The following is a 17,320-nucleotide window of genomic DNA, read 5'->3' as shown; positions in this document are numbered from 1 at the left end:
ATGCTATCCGTGTGACGGCGTGAATCTTGCCACCAACGTGTGGCTCTCGGCTGCATAGGTGAAGCGCACATGGGTGACCGGGTGCTCGGCGCTCCATGTCCGGCGCTCGACCACAAGACAGGCCGCGCTCAGGTCGATGTCGAGGGCATCGGCAACACGCTCGTCGGCGGCAACAGCACGAATGCGATGCTCGGCCTCGCTCCATGGCACACGGCCGATCAGCCACGGGCCCGGTGCAATGTCGAGGAACTCTTCCTCGCCGGCTTCCGTGACGGCGGAGAGATTGATCAGCCGCTCTTCGAGCGCGAACGGTCGCTCTCCGGCGAAATGCAGGCATTCCAGCGATAGTACCCAACCCGAGGCAGAAAGCCCGAGCAGCGACCGGTCTTGCGCGCTGCTGCGCCGCTTCAGGCGCGCCAGCCGCTCATAGCGATAGGGCAGGCCGAGCGCTTCGACCTCGATCCTGATGTCGTGGATTTCCAGCACCGCCGCTTGCGATTGCGGCTGACGCACGAAGCTGCCTGAGCGCCGGCGGCGTTCGATCAGTCCTGACTTGGCAAGCTGCGACAGTGCCTTGTTCACCGTCATGCGCGAGCAATCATATTCGGTCGTCAGCTCGTGCTCGAACGGGATGCGATGCCCCGGCGCCCAGGCGCCGGACAGGATTTTCTCGCTTATGTCGGACAGGATACGCTGATGCAGCGACACCGTCTCGCCGCCCTCCGTCTCCGCTGTCGCCACCATGCTCATGGGCTGTCCCTGATCAGCCTGCCGAAAGCGCGGTCATGACATTGCGGAAACACGCCGCGATGGCGTCGCGCCTGGCGTGCTTGCCGCCGCTGACTTGCTTTTGGCCGTGCACCCAGACGCAATCGACCTTGGTGCCGTTGGCGAAGATCCAGGCGTCGAGGATCGCGTCTCCGGTCTTGCCGGCAAGCGAAGCCTGGCTGTGGTCGAGCGATACGAGGTCGGCGGATGCGCCAATGGCGATCCGCGAGGCGCCGGCGCCAAGGGCGACGCTGCCGCCGTCAAGCGCTGCGTCGAACAGCGCGCGGCCGGTCGAGCCGCCGGCGACCGCCAGCACGTTGCGGGCGCGGTGGGCAAGACGCTGCGAATATTCGAGTTGCCGAAGTTCGTCCGGCAGCCCGATCAGCACGTTGGAATCGGAGCCGACGCCGAAGCGGCCGCCATGTTGCGCGAACAGCGGCGCCGCAAAAATGCCATCGCCGAGATTGGCTTCGGTGATCGGGCACAGCCCAGCGATCGCGCCGCTTTTTGCCATCGCCATGGTCTCGGCATCGGTCATGTGGGTGGCATGGATCAGGCACCAGCGCCGGTCGACATTGGCATGGCCAAGCAGAAACTCGACCGGACGCGCGCCCGACCAGGCAATGCAGTCCTCGACCTCCTTCACTTGTTCCGCGACGTGGATGTGGATCGGTCCGTCCGGCGCCATCGCAGCGACTTGTCGCAACTCCTCGACCGTCGCGGCACGCAAACTATGGGGGGCGACGCCGATGACCGCTTGATTCAAGGCGCGAACACATTCGCGACTTTTCTCAACCAGGCGTGAGAACCGGTTAACATCATTGAGAAATCTGCGCTGACCTTCGTTGGGAGCCGCGCCGCCGAAAGAAGAGTGTGCATAGAAGACCGGCAGCAGCGTCAAGCCTATGCCGGTTTCTGCGGCGGCGGCCGCGATGCGCTCGGCCATTTCGGCAATGTTGGCGTAGGGCTTTCCGTCGCGGTCGTGATGCAGATAATGAAATTCGCCCACACGCGAAAAGCCGGCCTCCAGCATCTCGACATAGAGCTGGGCGGCGACCGCCTCGACCTGGTCGGGCGTCATCGACAGCGCGAAACGGTACATCACCTCGCGCCAACTCCAGAAACTGTCGGCCGACGGGCCGCGCAACTCGGCAAGTCCGGCCATGCCGCGCTGGAACGCGTGGCTATGCAGGTTGGGCATGCCCGGCAGGACGATGGCGTGGCGTTCGTCGCCGGTGTTCGGCGCAACCCCGGCGTCGATTGCCGCAACGCGGCCTCCGCCCAGGGCGATGCGCACATTGCTTCGCCAGCCTTCCGGCAGAAGCGCCTGTTCCGCAAAGATCGCCGTCACGTTGTTCTCCGAATCCTGGCTTATGATGACAATAGCACTTGCGGTGCTTTTTAATATGTATATACATAACCGCCATCCTTTCAAAGGGAAAATATGATGGCTGGAGAAAGCAGGGGCCGGGCGGCGGCGGTTCGCATATGGCGCAATGCGCGCCTGGCGACTTTTGCCGAAGGGGCAGCAGGGCAGGGCGTCGTCGAAAAGGGCGCCGTCGCCGCGCGTGACGGCATCATCGTCTATGCCGGCGCCGAAGCCGATATTCCGGCGGCGTTCGAGCAGCGTGCCGAGATCGTCGATTGCGAGGGCCGCTGGATCACGCCCGGCCTGATCGACTGCCACACCCATCTCGTCCATGCCGGCGACCGCGCCAACGAGTTCGAGATGCGGCTGGCCGGCGCCACCTATGAGGAGGTCGCCAGGGCCGGCGGCGGCATCGTCTCGTCGGTTGGGGCCTTGCGTGCCGCGGGTGAGGACGAACTGGTCGCTCAGACACTGCCGCGTCTCGATGCGCTGATCGCCGAGGGCGCCACCACCGTCGAGGTCAAGTCCGGCTATGGCCTTGACCTGGAAAACGAGAAAAAGTCGCTGCGCGCGGCGCGCCGCCTGGGCGCCGAGCGCCCGGTGACGATCCGCACGACCTTTCTCGGCGCCCATGCCTTGCCGCCGGAAGCCAAGGGCGACAAGGACGCCTTCATCGATCTCATCACCGCCACGATCCTGCCGGCCATTGCTGCCGACGGGCTTGCCGACGCCGTCGATGGTTTCTGCGAAGGCATCGCGTTTTCGGTCGAGCAGATGGCACGGGTCTTCGAAGCCGCAAAGGCGCTTGGCCTGCCGGTAAAGCTCCATGCCGACCAATTGTCGAACCTGCATGGCGCCGAACTCGCCGCGCGCTATGGCGCGTTGTCGGCCGATCATCTCGAATACACCGATGAGGCAGGCGCGGCGGCAATGGCTGCATCGGGCAGCGTGGCGACGATCCTGCCCGGCGCCTACTATTTTATTCGCGAAACGAAGAAACCTCCGATCGAATTATTCCGCAGGCATGACGTCAGGATGGCCGTCGCCACCGACAACAATCCCGGCACCTCGCCGCTGACGTCGTTGCTGCTGACCATGAACATGGCGGCGAGCTTGTTCGGCATGACGGTCGATGAATGCCTCGCGGGCGTGACCCGCGAAGCCGCCCGCGCACTGGGTCTGCTCGGACAGACCGGCACGCTGGAGGCGGGCAAATCCGCCGATCTAGCGATCTGGAGCATCGAGCGCCCTGCCGAACTCGTCTACCGCATGGGCTTCAACCCCTTGCACGCGCGCATCTGGAGAGGACAATGACCGAACTCGTACTGAAACCCGGCAACGTGACCCTGGCCGACTGGCGCGCCATCTATCGCGGCGCCGTGCCCAGGCTCGACGATGCCTGCCGGCCAAAGATCAAGGCGAGTGCGGAGGCTGTCGCACGCATCGTCGCCAAGGGCGAGCCGGTCTATGGCATCAACACCGGTTTCGGCAAACTGGCCAGCGTCCGCATTCCTGCCCAGGATCTCGAAACGCTCCAGCGCAACATCGTGCTCTCGCACGCCGCCGGCGTCGGCGAGCCGATGCCGGTCGCTGTTTGCAGGCTGATGATGGCCTTGAAGCTTGCCAGCCTGGCGCAGGGCGCCTCCGGCGTGCGGTCGCGCACCATCGAGCTGCTGGAAGCGATGCTGGCCAACGATGTCATCCCGGTGGTGCCGGCGCAAGGTTCGGTCGGCGCCTCCGGCGACCTCGCGCCGCTGTCACACATGACGGCCGTGATGATCGGCGTCGGCGAATGCTTCACGCCGCATGGCCGCTTCCCGGCCAAGGTCGCCTTCGTCTCGCATGGGCTGGAGCCTGTCATCCTTGGCGCCAAGGAAGGGCTGGCGCTGCTTAACGGCACGCAATTCTCGACCGCCTACGCGCTGGCGGGCTTGTTCGAGGCCGAAGTTCTCTACCAGTCGGCACTGGTCGCGGGTGCACTGTCCACCGACGCCGCCAGGGGCTCGGACGCCCCCTTCGATCCGCGCATCCATCTCTTGAGGAAGCATCGCGGCCAGATCGAGACGGCGAATGCGCTACGCAGTCTGATGGCCGGCAGCGCCATCCGCGAATCCCACCGCGTCGGCGACGAGCGCGTGCAGGATCCCTATTGCCTGCGCTGCCAGCCGCAGGTGATGGGGGCCGCTCTGGACGTGTTGCGCAAGGCGGCTGACACGCTCGGCACGGAAGCCAATGGCGTCACCGACAATCCCTTGATCTTCGCCGAGGACGACACCGCCTTGTCGGGCGGCAATTTCCATGCCGAGCCGGTGGCTTTCGCTGCCGACATGATCGCACTCGCCGTCTGCGAGATCGGCTCGCTGTCGGAGCGCCGCATCGCCATGCTGGTCGACCCTGCGCTGTCGGGCATGCCCGCCTTTTTGACGCCGAAGCCCGGCCTGAATTCCGGCTTCATGATCCCGCAGGTGACGGCGGCAGCGCTGGTTTCCGAAAACAAGCAGAAGGCCTATCCAGCAAGCGTCGATTCGATCCCGACCTCGGCCAACCAGGAGGATCACGTCTCGATGGCCGCACATGGTGCGCGCCGGCTGATCGGCATGGTCGAGAACGCCACGGCCGTCATCGGCATCGAGTTGCTGGCCGCGACCCAGGGCTGCGATTTCCACGCGCCGCTTGCTTCCAGCGCCGCACTCGAAGCGGTGCGCAAATTGGTCAGGGCCGAGGTGCCGCATCTCGACAACGACCGGCATTTCCATCCCGACATGGAGAAAGCCATCGCCATGGTGCGAAGCGGTGCGGCGGTGAAGGCGGCGAGCGCGGTGGCGCTGCCGGGGATTGCCTCATGAGAGTGCTTGGCATGATAGGTCTCGTTCCTTCGCATCCCAGCCGTAGAGCTCCAACTTGCGGAGATCTCGCATGACACCTCCTTGGCTGACGGTAAATCAAGGCACCGCACCGCTGCTGGTTTCCATGCCGCACACCGGCATCGATCTCGCCGGTCTCGACAACCGGCTGGTCTCGAGCTGGCTTGGCCAGCGCGACTGCGACTGGTGGATCGACAAGCTCTATGATTTTGCCGCAGGTCTTGGCGCCACCGTCGTGCACACCGCCATCTCGCGCACCGTCATCGACGTCAATCGCGATCCGTCCGGGGCCTCGCTCTACCCTGGTCACGCGACGACCGGCCTCTGCCCGACCGAAACCTTCGATGGCGATCCGCTCTACCGTACAGGCGAGGAACCGGGACCGTCGGAAATCGACGAGCGCCGCCGAAAATTCTTCATGCCCTATCATGCCGCGCTCCAGGCCGAGATCGACCGGCTGCGCGGATTGCATGGCAAAATCGTCCTCTATGACTGCCACTCGATCCGCTCTGTGCTGCCGCGCCTGTTCGATGGCACGCTGCCGGTCTTCAATCTCGGCACCAATGACGGCAAGAGCACGGATCCGGCGCTGCAGGAAAAGGTCGCCGGGATCCTGGCCGAGACCGGCGAGACCTTCGTGGTCAATGGCCGCTTCAAGGGCGGGTGGATCACGCGCCATTTCGGCCAGCCGCAAAACGGCGTCCATGCGCTGCAGATGGAACTGTCCAACCGCGGCTACATGCGAGAGCCCGAAGGCAAGGGCGCGCCCGACAACTGGCCGGTGCCTTACGACGCCGCCTTCGCCGCGCCGATCCGCGCCACGCTGACATCCATCCTCGAGACCGCGATTTCGTGGGTCGAGAGCTGACGCCTCGCCGCACTCATCTGAAAGGGAAGTGACGACATGACCGATCCTCGCCACAACATCCGCGAAGTGCGCAGCCCCCGCGGCGACAAGCTCAATGCCAGGTATTGGACGACCGAAGCGCCGCTGCGCATGCTGATGAACAATCTCGATCCCGATGTCGCCGAAAATCCCAACGAACTGGTCGTCTATGGCGGCATCGGCCGGGCCGCGCGCACCTGGAACGATTTCGACCGCATCGCCGCTTCGCTGAAGACGCTTGGCGAGGACGAGACGCTGCTGGTGCAGTCCGGCAAGCCGGTCGGCGTCTTCCGCACCCATCCGGACGCGCCGCGCGTTTTGATCGCCAACTCCAATTTGGTGCCGCATTGGGCGACCTGGGAGAAATTCAACGAGCTCGATAGGAAAGGCCTGATGATGTACGGCCAGATGACGGCCGGCTCGTGGATCTATATCGGCACGCAAGGCATCGTGCAGGGCACCTACGAGACCTTCGTCGAAGCCGGACGCCAGCACTATGGCGGCGATCTCAGGGGCAAATGGATCCTGACTGGCGGCCTCGGCGGCATGGGCGGCGCGCAGCCTCTCGCCGCCGTCATGGCCGGCGCCTGCTGCCTGGCCGTCGAATGCGATCCCGACCGCATCGATTTCCGGCTGCGCACCCGCTATGTCGACGAGCGGGCCGATACGCTTGACGAGGCGCTGGAGAAGATCGCGCGCTGGACCAGGGCAGGCGAGGCGAAGTCGGTCGGCCTGGTCGGCAACACCGCCGATATCGTGCCCGAGCTGGTGCGGCGCGGCGTGCGCCCCGATATGGTCACCGACCAGACTTCGGCGCACGATCCGTTGAACGGCTATCTGCCCAAGGGCTGGACGCTGGCCGAGTGGCGCGAGAAGCGCACGTCCGACCCGAAAGCAGTCGAGAAAGCCGCCCGCGCCTCGATGCGCGAGCATGTCGAGGCGATGGTGGCCTTCTGGAACGCCGGCGTGCCGACGCTCGACTACGGCAACAACATCCGCCAGGTCGCCAAGGAAGAAGGCTTCGAGAACGCCTTTGCCTTTCCCGGTTTCGTGCCGGCCTATATCCGCCCGCTGTTCTGCCGCGGCATCGGCCCGTTCCGCTGGGCGGCCCTTTCCGGCGACCCGCAGGACATCTATAAGACCGATGCCAAGGTGCGCGAACTGACGCCCGGCAACACCCATTTGCACAACTGGCTGGACATGGCGCGCGAGCGCATCGCCTTCCAGGGCTTGCCGGCGCGCATTTGCTGGGTCGGCCTCGGCGACCGCCACCGGCTGGGCTTGGCCTTCAACGAGATGGTAGCCAAAGGCGAACTCAAGGCGCCTGTCGTCATCGGCCGGGACCATCTCGATTCCGGCTCGGTCGCCTCGCCGAACCGCGAGACCGAGGCGATGAAGGACGGCTCGGATGCGGTTTCCGACTGGCCGCTGCTCAACGCCTTGCTCAACACGGCATCGGGCGCCACCTGGGTGTCGCTGCACCATGGCGGCGGTGTCGGCATGGGCTTTTCCCAGCATGCAGGCATGGTCATCGTCGCGGACGGCACGCCTGAGGCAGCCAGGCGCCTGGAGCGGGTGCTGTGGAACGATCCGGCGACCGGCGTCATGAGGCACGCCGACGCCGGCTACGACATCGCCATCGATTGCGCCAGGGAGCATCAGCTCAATTTGCCCGGCATTCTGGGATAACAGGCCGACCGATGCGCGTCCTGCGGGCAGCCGAATACAAATCGATGCCGTGGAAGAACGGCGGCGGCGTGACGACGGAAATCGCCGTCTCGCCGGCCGATGCCGGGCTCGACACCTTCGATTGGCGTGTCTCGATGGCCCGCGTCGAAGGCAGCGGGCCGTTCTCCAGCTTTGCCGGCATTGACCGCACCCTGTCGGTATTGGAAGGCGAGGGGATCATTCTTGATGTCGCCGGCGAGCCGCCGGCGTGCCTGACCGCCGCTTCAGCGCCGTTTTCCTTTCCAGCCGACCGGCCGACCAGTGCCGAACTGATCGCCGGTCCGATCACCGATCTCAACGTGATGACCCGGCGTGGCCGCATGAGGCATTCCGTCGAACGCCTCGTAATGTCGAACCCTTTGGAAATCGGGATTGAAAGCAGAGCGACCCTCGTCCTGTGCCTGGGTGGGGAAGTCTTGGTTTCCGCCGCAGAGCCTATTCGCCTTAGCCACCTCGACGCACTCCTGACTGCCTCAGCCACAGCTGGCCTGCGCATCAAGCCCATCGACCACCCGACAGTATTCGTGGTCCGGATCGATGGCATTCGACCCAACGATTAACGCTTGTTTCCAAACATGATCGTGATGCCGGCGAAATATAGGGTAAGCTCCAGCCGGGATCACGAAAAAGCCTGAATCCTTTCCGTCGATCGGTCTCGGCGGGAGTGAGGGGCGTTCGTCTTTGAAACTGTCGAAAGACGATGCCTTGTCGTGGTGCGGAAACAATTTTCGGCAAAAGCTGGGCATGCAACCAATTGCATTTGAATCGGTTTTAGGGCCATTGCCGTGGCGGTGACGCCGCTGAGTGCCCGCTTACGGAATTTTCAATGAATATTCAGACGAATCCAGCACAAATCGAAAAGACTAGCGCGAGCTTCCCGCCCATCACGGAAGAACCGATAAGATCCATTTTCCTGCCGGAGGAACGCCTTCGGCTGCTCGGTGAAAGCCTGGCCAAGGGCGATCTCGCGGATCTGTTCGGCCTGACGCCATTCGATTTCCAGGCCCGCATCCGCGACAGCGCCAAGAAGATCCTCGAAGTCTACCGTTCGACCAACGCCGCGCAGGCGAGGGGCGAGACCATCACGCCCGCGGCGCAATGGCTGCTCGACAACAACTATCTGGTCGAGGAAACCATTTTCCAGGTCAAGCGCGACCTGCCGCGCCGCTTCTATCGTCAACTGCCGACGCTGAAGCTGCCGGACGGCGGCGGCGTGCCGCGCGCGCTGGCGCTGGCCTGGACTTATGTGGCGCATTCCGACAGTTCCGTCTCCGCGACCATGTTCAAGGCCATCGTCCAGGGCTTCCAGTCGGTCGAGCCGCTGAAGATCGGCGAACTCTGGGCGCTGCCGTCGCTGTTGCGCTTCGTTCTGATCGAAAATCTTCGCCGCCTTGCGGTCAGGGTCAACCGCACCCGGCAGATGCGCCAGATCGCCAATGATGTCGCCGACAAGGTGCTGGCGACCGACGATACCCGGGACCGGCAAGCGATCCTGGCCAATTTCAGCGCGCACGCCCAGGACACCACCTTTGCCACGCAACTGCTCTACCGCTTGCGCGACGGCTCGCAGAATGCAGGCAAGGCGCTGGAGTGGCTGGAAGGCGAACTCGAGAAGACCGGCTCGGACGCCGAGGAAATCATCATTTCCGAGCATCATACGCTGTCCAGCGGCAATGTGACGACCGGCAACATCATACGCGGCCTGCGGCTCATCAACGATATCGACTGGACGGTGTGGTTCGAGGGCGTCAGCCGTATCGACACGGTGCTGCGCGAGCGCACCGACTTCGCCGCGCTCGATTTCTTCTCGCGTGACCAGTACCGGACCGCGATCGAAGAGCTGGCCCGCCGCTCGAATCTGTCGGAATATCGCGTCGCCGAAAAGGCGATCGAACTGGCCGGCCAGATCACCAACGAAATTGCATCCGCCGCCGACGGCGCAGATGGCTTTGCGGCTCCTTTAGCGCACACGGATGTCGGTTTTTTCCTTGTCGGGCCACGCCGGCTGGAACTGGAAAAGGCGATCGGCTACCGACCGACCGTCAGTCAGACCGTCAAGCGCACCTTTGCCAAGACCGGATGGCTGGGCATCGTCCTGCCGGTCTTTGCGCTGACCGTGCTGCTGCTGGTGGTTTCCGGCAATGCCCTTGCCAATCTCGGCCTGTCTGTGCCTTCGATCGTCTTGATGCTGGCGCTGTTTGCCGTGCCGGCCAGCGAAGGCGCGCTCGCTTTCTTCAATACCGTTGTCTCGCTGTTCCTCAAGCCGACGCGCCTTATCGGCTATGACTACAGGCACGGCGTGCCGTCCGAGGCACGCACGCTGGTGGTGGTGCCGTCGCTGATCGGCTCGCGCGACGATGTCGAGGAAAACATCCGCAACATCGAGGTGCATTACCTCGCCAATCTGGCGGACGAGATCCACTTCGCCCTGCTGTCGGACTGGCCCGACAGCAAGACCGAGATCGACGCGGCCGACACCGAGATTCTCGAATTCGCCCGTGACGAGATCGCCCGCCTCAACGCCCGCTATCCCGCCGAAGGCGCGCCGCGCTTCTATCTCCTGCACCGGCGCCGGCTCTATAATGCCGCGCAGGGATGCTGGATGGGCTGGGAGCGCAAGCGCGGCAAGCTGCACGAGCTTGACCTGCTGCTGCGCGGCGACAGCGACACCACCTTCCTGCCGCTCGATGTGCCGCTGCCGGAAAAAGTCGTTCACGTAATGACGCTCGACGCCGACACGCGCACCACCCGCGATGCGGTCGCTACGCTTGTCGGCAAGCTTTGCCACCCGCTCAACCGACCGCATTTCGATGCCACCAGGCGCGTCGTCACCTCGGGCTACACGATCCTGCAGCCACGTATCACCGCTTCGCTGACCAGCGGCGACGAGGCGTCGTTCTTCCAACGGGTCTTCTCGGCCAATCGCGGCCTCGATCCTTATGTCTTTGCGGTGTCCGACCTGTACCAGGACGTCTTCGGCGACGGCTCCTTCACCGGCAAGGGCCTCTACCACGTCGATGCCTTCGAGGCCGCGTTACAGGGCCGCATCGAGGAAAACACCATCCTCAGCCACGATCTGCTCGAAGGCGCGCTGGCGCGTTCGGCGCTCGTCACCGACGTCGAACTGGTCGAGGATTACCCGACCCGCTACTCGGTCGATGCCTCGCGCCACCACCGCTGGGCACGCGGCGACTGGCAGCTCCTGGGCTTCATCCTCGATCCGCGCTCCGGCGTGCCGGCGCTGTCGCGTTGGAAGATGGTCGACAATCTGCGCCGCTCGCTGACGCCGATCTTCTGGGTGATGGCGGCGATCGCCGGCTGGACGCTGCTGCCCTTCACGCAGGCAGCACAATGGCAGGCATTGCTGATCCTCAGCCTGTTCATGGCGCCCACTTTCGACGTCGTCAACGCCATACTGCCCAAGAGCGGTGACCAGACGCCGCGCGGCCATTTCTCCGCGCTGGCGCGCGACGTGGCCTTCGGCACCGCCATGGTGGCATTGAAGATCGTGCTGATGGCGCATAACGCCTGGATGATGGGCGACGCCATCGTGCGCACGCTCTACCGGCTGTTCGTCTCCCGGCAGAACCTGCTGGAATGGCGCACCGCCTCGCAGGCGCACAAGGCCGGCGACAACGATGTCGGCTCCTACTACGGCATGATGTACGGCGCCGTGATCATCGGCTTCGTCGGCCTCGCCATTCCGGTGCTGGCCGATTCCACCGGCGCCTTCGTCGCCTTTTTCTTCGCTCTGTTCTGGATCGGCTCCCCGGCGATCGCCAGCTGGATCAGCCGTTCGGCCGAGACCGAGGACCGGCTGCGCATATCGCAGGCCGACATCCATGCGCTGCGCACGGTGGCGCGCCGCACCTGGCACTATTTCGAAACCTTCGTCACGGCCGAGCATCATCATCTGCCGCCGGACAATTTCCAGGAGAGCCCGGCGCCAGTGGTCGCGCCGCGCACCTCGCCGACCAACATCGGCGTCTATCTCCTGTCGGTCGTCTCGGCCCGCGATTTCGGCTGGATCAGCCTGTCCGATGCCATCACCCGCATCGATGCCACCATGACGACCATCGAGAGCATGCCGCGCAACCGCGGCCATCTCTTCAACTGGTACGACACCACCACACTGAAGCCGCTCTATCCGCTCTACATCTCGGCTGTCGACAGCGGCAATCTCGCCGGCCATCTGGTGGCGGTGGCGGCGGCCTGCGCCGAATGGGCCGAGGCGCCGTCCGTTCATCTCCAGGGCGATTTCGAGGGCATCCTCGACACAGTGACCATCCTCGGCGAGAGCCTGGATGAGCTGCCCGACGACCGCCGTCAGCTGCGTCCCTTGCGCCAGCGTCTGGCCGACCGCCTCGACGGCATGCGGCGCGCCGTCGACACCATCAAGGCGCAGCCGGAAATGGCCTCGATCCGCACCATCAATTTGGCTGTGCTGGCCGGCGAGATCCGCAAGCTCGCCACCGCCATCCACACCGAGGCGGCATCGCCACAGAGCGATGTCATCGTCGACTGGGCGGCCAGGCTCGAAGCCACCTGCGAGGCGCATGTCCACGACGCCCACAGCGACGACAACGCCGTAGAGGCGCTGCGTGCCAAGCTGCTCACCCTGCGCGAGCGCACGCGCCGCTTCGCCTTCGAGATGGAGTTCTCGTTCCTGATGCGGCCGGAGCGCAAGCTGCTGTCGATCGGCTACCGGGTCGAGGAGCACCAGCTCGACGAGAGCTGCTACGATCTTCTGGCCTCCGAGGCGCGGCTGACCAGCCTGTTCGCCATCGCAAAGGGCGACCTGCCGACCGAGCACTGGTTCCGGCTTGGCCGGCCGATCGTCGAGATCGGCTTCCAGGGCGCGCTGATGTCCTGGTCCGGCTCGATGTTCGAGTATCTGATGCCGCCGCTGGTGATGAAGGAACCGCAAGGTTCGATTCTCAACCAGACCAGCAAGCTGATCATCAAGCGCCAGATCCAGTATGGCCGTCAGAAGAATGTGCCCTGGGGCATTTCGGAAGCGGCCTACAATGCCCGCGACCGCGAGCTGACCTACCAGTACACCAATTTCGGCGTGCCCGGTCTCGGGCTGAAGCGCGGCCTTGGCCAGAACACGGTGATCGCGCCTTACGCCACCGTGCTGGCCGCGCAGTTCAACCCGCGCGAAGCGGTGCAGAACCTAGCGCGCCTACGGGAGCTCGGCGCGCTTGGCCGCCATGGTTACTACGACGCCGTCGATTTCACGCCGCAGCGCGTGCCGGAAGGCACCGATCACGTCGTCGTACAGAACTACATGGCCCACCATTCCGGCATGTCGATCGCGGCGGTCGCCGACGCCATTTTCGAGGGTCGCCTGCGCGACCGTTTCCACAGCGATCCGGTCATCGAGTCGGCCGAGCTTCTGCTCCAGGAGAGGGCGCCGCGCGACATCCCGACCGCGACCGTCAGGACCGAGGCGGACGAACGGGCGAAGGACGAGACCGAAACCGAGAGTCCCGACACCCGCATCGTGCTCGATCCTGTGCGGGCTCTGCGTTCGACCAATGTGATGTCGAACGGCCGCTATTCGGTGATGGTCACCGCGACAGGCTCCGGCTACAGCCGGTGGGGCGATCTGTCCGTCACGCGCTGGCAACCGGATCCGACCGAGGACCGGCTCGGCTCCTACATCTTCTTGCGCGACGCCGGCACTGGCGACTGGTGGTCGGCGACGGCGGAGCCCAAGCGCGCGGCCGAGGAGCGCACCCAGACGCTGTTCTCCGACGACAAGGCGAGCTTCGTCAAACTGGTCGGCACGCTGCGCTCCGAGGTCGAATGCATCGTCATCTCGGAAGGCAATGGCGAAGGCCGCCGCGTGACGCTGTTCAACGAGGGACCGACCGACCGTCACATCGAAGTGACCTCCTTCGCCGAGCTGGTGCTGGGCCTGGAGGTATCCGACAATGCCCATCCCGCCTTCTCGAAAATGTTCGTGGAGACCGAAATTGCCCCCAATAATGGGGCGATCTTCGCCACGCGGCGCAAGCGCGAGACCAGCGAGCCAGACGTGACGATGGTGCATTTCGTCACCGACCCGTCCGGTCCGGCGCGCGACGCCGAAGCCGAGACCGACAGGCGCGCCTTCATCGGCCGCGGCCGCACCATCGTCGACGCTGCGGCGTTCGATCCAGGCGCTCGGCTTGGCGGCCATTCCGGCTTCACCCTCGATCCCGTCGCCTCGCTGCGCCGCCAGGTGCGCGTGCCCGCCAACAAGAAGATATCGCTGACCTTCTGGACCGTCGTCGGTTCCAACCGCGCGGAGCTGGAGGAGGCCATTGCCCGGCTCGACCACCCGGAGAGCTTTGCCCGACAGGCAATGCTTGCCTGGACGCGCAGCCAGGTGCAGACCCGGCATCTCGGCCTCAGCCTGGCCGACGCCGCCAACGTACAGAAGCTGGCGCGCTATCTGATCTATCCCGATCCATTCCTGCGCCTGCCGGCCGAATCCATCGCTTCGGGACTGGGCAAGCAGTCGAGCCTGTGGCCGACCAGCATCTCCGGCGATTTCCCGATCTTCCTGGTCAGGATCGGCGACGTCGCCGATCTCGAAATCGTCGCCCAGGCGCTCCGTTTCCAGGAGTACATGCGCACCCGTGGCATGATGATCGATTTCGTCGTCGTCAACGAACAGGCCTCCTCCTATGTGCAGGACCTGCAGCGAGCAGTCGAATCCCTGTGCGAGAACAGCCGCTTGCGCGGCAAGGAGCTCGGACCGCGCCAGCACATATTCGCCGTGCGCCGCGACCTGATGGACGAGACCACCTACAAGACGCTGCTTGCGGTCGCCCGCGTGGTTCTGCACACGCGCAACGGCACCATCTTCGATCAGATCGAGCGGGCCGAGGTGGCCGCCTTGCAGGCGCGCGATGCCCAGCAGCCGGCGGCATTGCCCGAATTGGGGCCTATGACGCATTCCTTTGGCTCGCAGGCCCTGGCGGCGGACGGGCACGGGCTCAGCCAATGGAACGGGTTCGGTGGTTTTGAGGGCGACGGGCGGCATTATGTCGTGCGCCTGGCCGGCCGCAGCACCACGCCCCAACCCTGGATCAATGTTATTTCCAATGCCTCGTTCGGCTTCCACGTCTCCGCCGAAGGCGCTGCCTTCACCTGGAGCCGCAACAGCCGCGACTACCAGCTGACGCCGTGGTCGAACGATCCGGTTTCGAACCGGCCCGGTGAGGGCATCTATATCTATGATCACGCCAGTGGCCGGGCATTCTCGCCGCTCGCCGCCGTGGTGCGCGATCCGTCGATGACTTACGAGACGTGGCACGGCCAAGGATTCTCCACCTTCCGGTCGAAGCGCGGCTCATTGTCGATGGACCTTACCCATGTCGTCGACCCTGTCGACCCGGTGAAGATTTCCCGCCTGCGCATCCAGAATACCGGCCCGGCGCCGGCCAGGCTGCGCGTCTATGCCTATGCCGAATGGGTGCTGGGCGGACATCGCTCGCGGACGGCGGCGACCATCGTTCCGTCGCGCGATGCCGCCACCGGCGCCTTGCTGGCACAGAACCCCTACGGGCTCGATTTCGGCGAGCGTGTCGCCTTCCTCGCCGCCGATGACGGCGTGCATTCGGTGACAGCAGACCGGACCGAATTCCTGGGCCGGCACGGCACCAGCGAGTTTCCGCAGGCGGTGCTGAGCGGTGCGGGACTGTCAGGCCGCGTGGAGGCCGGCGACGATCCCTGCGCTGCAATCGCCCGCGACATCGATGTTCCGGCCGGCGGCGACGTCACGCTGTTCTGGCTGCTCGGGGACGCTGGCTCGGCCGCGGAAGCGAGCGCCCTGGTGCGCAAGCATCGGGGTAGGGATTTCGACCAGCGTCTGGCCGACAACGAGCGCGAGTGGCGTGGCTTCCTCGACACCATCCAGGTCGAGACGCCGGACAAGGCGCTCGACGCCATGGTCAACCACTGGCTGCCCTACCAGAGCCTCGCCTGCCGCATCCGCGCCCGCTCTGCCTTCTATCAGGCCAGCGGCGCCTTCGGCTTCCGCGACCAGTTGCAGGACACGCTGGCTCTGCTGGCGCACGATCCCAAACTGGCGCGAGACCAGATCCTCAACGCGGCGCGTCGGCAGTTCCCTGAAGGCGACGTGCAGCATTGGTGGCTGCCGCGCACCGGGGCGGGCGTGCGTACGCTGATCTCCGACGACGTGGTCTGGCTGGCCCATGCCACCGCGCGCTACCTGATGGTGACGGGTGACACCACCATCCTGAAGGAGCAGCTGCCCTTCATCGATGGACAGCCGCTCAGCGAGGGCGAGCACGATGCCTTCTTCACGCCCGAAATTTCGAAAAAGACAGCGTCCCTCTACGAGCATTGCGCGCGTGCGCTCGATCTTGCCATTACGCGCAGCAGTCCCGCCGGGCTGCCGCTGATCCTCGGCGGCGACTGGAATGACGGCATGAACCGCGTCGGCGAGCAAGGCAAGGGCGAGAGCGTCTGGCTCGGATGGTTCCTGCTGCGGACGCTGGGCGACTTCGCCGCCGTGGCCAAGACGGAGGGTGATGCCAAGCACGCGCAGGCCTGGGCAAAGCATGCCGACGCGCTGAAACGCGCGCTGGAGAGCACGGCATGGGACGGCGAATGGTATCGGCGCGGCAGTTTTGACGATGGCACGCCGCTCGGTTCGCGCTCATCCCAGGAGTGCAGGATCGACTCCATCGCCCAGTCCTGGAGCGTGCTCTCGGGCGAGGGCGATCCGGCGCGTTCGACGACGGCGATGCAGCAGGCAACCAAGCTGCTCGTCGACGACGAACTCAAGATCCTCAAGCTGTTCACGCCGCCCTTTTCGAAGACGAAGAAGGACCCGGGCTACATCAAGAGCTACCCGCCGGGCGTTCGCGAGAATGGCGGCCAGTATACTCATGCCGCCACCTGGTTCGTCATCGCGCTGGCCGAAATGGGGCTGAACGACGAAGCCTATCGCTGCTTCTCGATGCTGAACCCGGTCAACCACGCATTGGACGAGGCCTCGGCAGAGCGCTACCGCGTCGAGCCCTACGTGGTTGCGGCCGATATCTACGCCGGCGACGGCAATGCCAGCGACAACAAGGGCGGCCGCGGTGGCTGGACGTGGTACACGGGCTCGGCGGGCTGGCTGTACCGGGCGGCGGTCGAAGGCATTCTCGGCATCGAGCGGCGTGGAAAGCAGATCACGTTTAGGCCGAAACTGCCCAGCCATTGGGATGGCTACGCCGCCACGCTCAAAATGCTGGGGGCCGAAGTCACGGTGCGTGTCGTCCGCGACAAAAAGACCAAGTCGATCTCGCTTGAAGTTGATGGTTCGAAGACGAAATCCGCGTCTTTCCAACCGAAGGCTGGTAGCAAGGTCGAAGTTGTCGTGAAGATACCCTCGTAAAATCAACAGCTTCAACCCTGTCCCGCGCATCCTCCGGAATGCGCGGGATAGTCTTTTGTCTATTTGCAGATCTCCGCTTGGGCAGCCGGCGGATCCGGTCGGGCCATGCCGGGCAAGATCGCCGTGATTAAAAATGTGGCAGCGCTCAGCGGCTGCCATGATTTTGCCGCAAGGCTGACATTTCACCTTTTATCTCAACCCGTTAGGTGATCACGTGAGATTTCGCATCGTCGTCATCTTTTGTTCGCTAAACGGGAACGGAAGGGATAGACGGGCATTGTTTTGCGACGCGTTAACCGATA

At 64.6% G+C, this 17,320-nt stretch carries 8 protein-coding genes; 6 read left to right on the top strand and 2 right to left on the bottom strand.

Translation table 11 applies throughout. The features are described from left to right. Window positions 1-3: 3 nt before the first annotated feature. Both hutC and FJ972_RS20360 read right to left on the bottom strand, forming a co-directional pair. A complete protein-coding gene (gene hutC / locus FJ972_RS20365; RefSeq protein ID WP_140521715.1) occupies window positions 4-750 on the bottom strand; it encodes a histidine utilization repressor in 747 nt (248 codons plus the stop codon). Between the two features lie 13 nt (window positions 751-763). Further along, a complete protein-coding gene (locus FJ972_RS20360) occupies window positions 764-2,119 on the bottom strand; it encodes a formimidoylglutamate deiminase (RefSeq protein ID WP_140521717.1) in 1,356 nt (451 codons plus the stop codon). 96 nt (window positions 2,120-2,215) lie between these two features. On the opposite strand from FJ972_RS20360, the gene hutI reads away from it, so the two are divergent. The 6 genes from hutI (at window position 2,216) to FJ972_RS20330 (ending at window position 17,018) form a co-directional block, all read left to right on the top strand. Then, window positions 2,216-3,451, top strand: a complete 1,236-nt coding sequence (gene hutI, locus FJ972_RS20355) for an imidazolonepropionase (RefSeq protein ID WP_140521719.1) — start codon at window positions 2,216-2,218, stop codon at window positions 3,449-3,451. After that, window positions 3,448-4,983, top strand: coding sequence for a histidine ammonia-lyase (gene hutH / locus FJ972_RS20350; protein ID WP_140521721.1), 1,536 nt, complete (start codon window positions 3,448-3,450; stop codon window positions 4,981-4,983). The genes hutI and hutH overlap by 4 nt, the downstream gene beginning before the upstream one ends. Before the next feature lie 70 nt (window positions 4,984-5,053). Then, window positions 5,054-5,869 (top strand): N-formylglutamate deformylase, encoded by an 816-nt coding sequence (gene hutG, locus FJ972_RS20345; protein ID WP_140521723.1) that lies wholly within the window; start codon window positions 5,054-5,056, stop codon window positions 5,867-5,869. A 36-nt stretch (window positions 5,870-5,905) separates the two neighbouring features. After that, on the top strand, window positions 5,906-7,576 hold the full coding sequence (gene hutU, locus FJ972_RS20340) for a urocanate hydratase (protein ID WP_140521725.1): 1,671 nt from the start codon (window positions 5,906-5,908) through the stop codon (window positions 7,574-7,576). A gap of 11 nt (window positions 7,577-7,587) precedes the next feature. After that, entirely contained in the window at window positions 7,588-8,175 is a 588-nt protein-coding gene (locus FJ972_RS20335; protein ID WP_140521727.1) for a HutD family protein, read from the top strand. A gap of 266 nt (window positions 8,176-8,441) precedes the next feature. Next, window positions 8,442-17,018 (top strand): GH36-type glycosyl hydrolase domain-containing protein, encoded by an 8,577-nt coding sequence (locus FJ972_RS20330; RefSeq protein WP_140521729.1) that lies wholly within the window; start codon window positions 8,442-8,444, stop codon window positions 17,016-17,018. Window positions 17,019-17,320: the final 302 nt, after the last annotated feature.

The organism is Mesorhizobium sp. B2-1-1 (genome assembly GCF_006442975.2).
Classification (GTDB): Bacteria; Pseudomonadota; Alphaproteobacteria; order Rhizobiales; family Rhizobiaceae; genus Mesorhizobium.
Note: the sequence above shows the minus strand (reverse complement) of the source record. Positions and strands in the feature narration are given on the sequence as shown.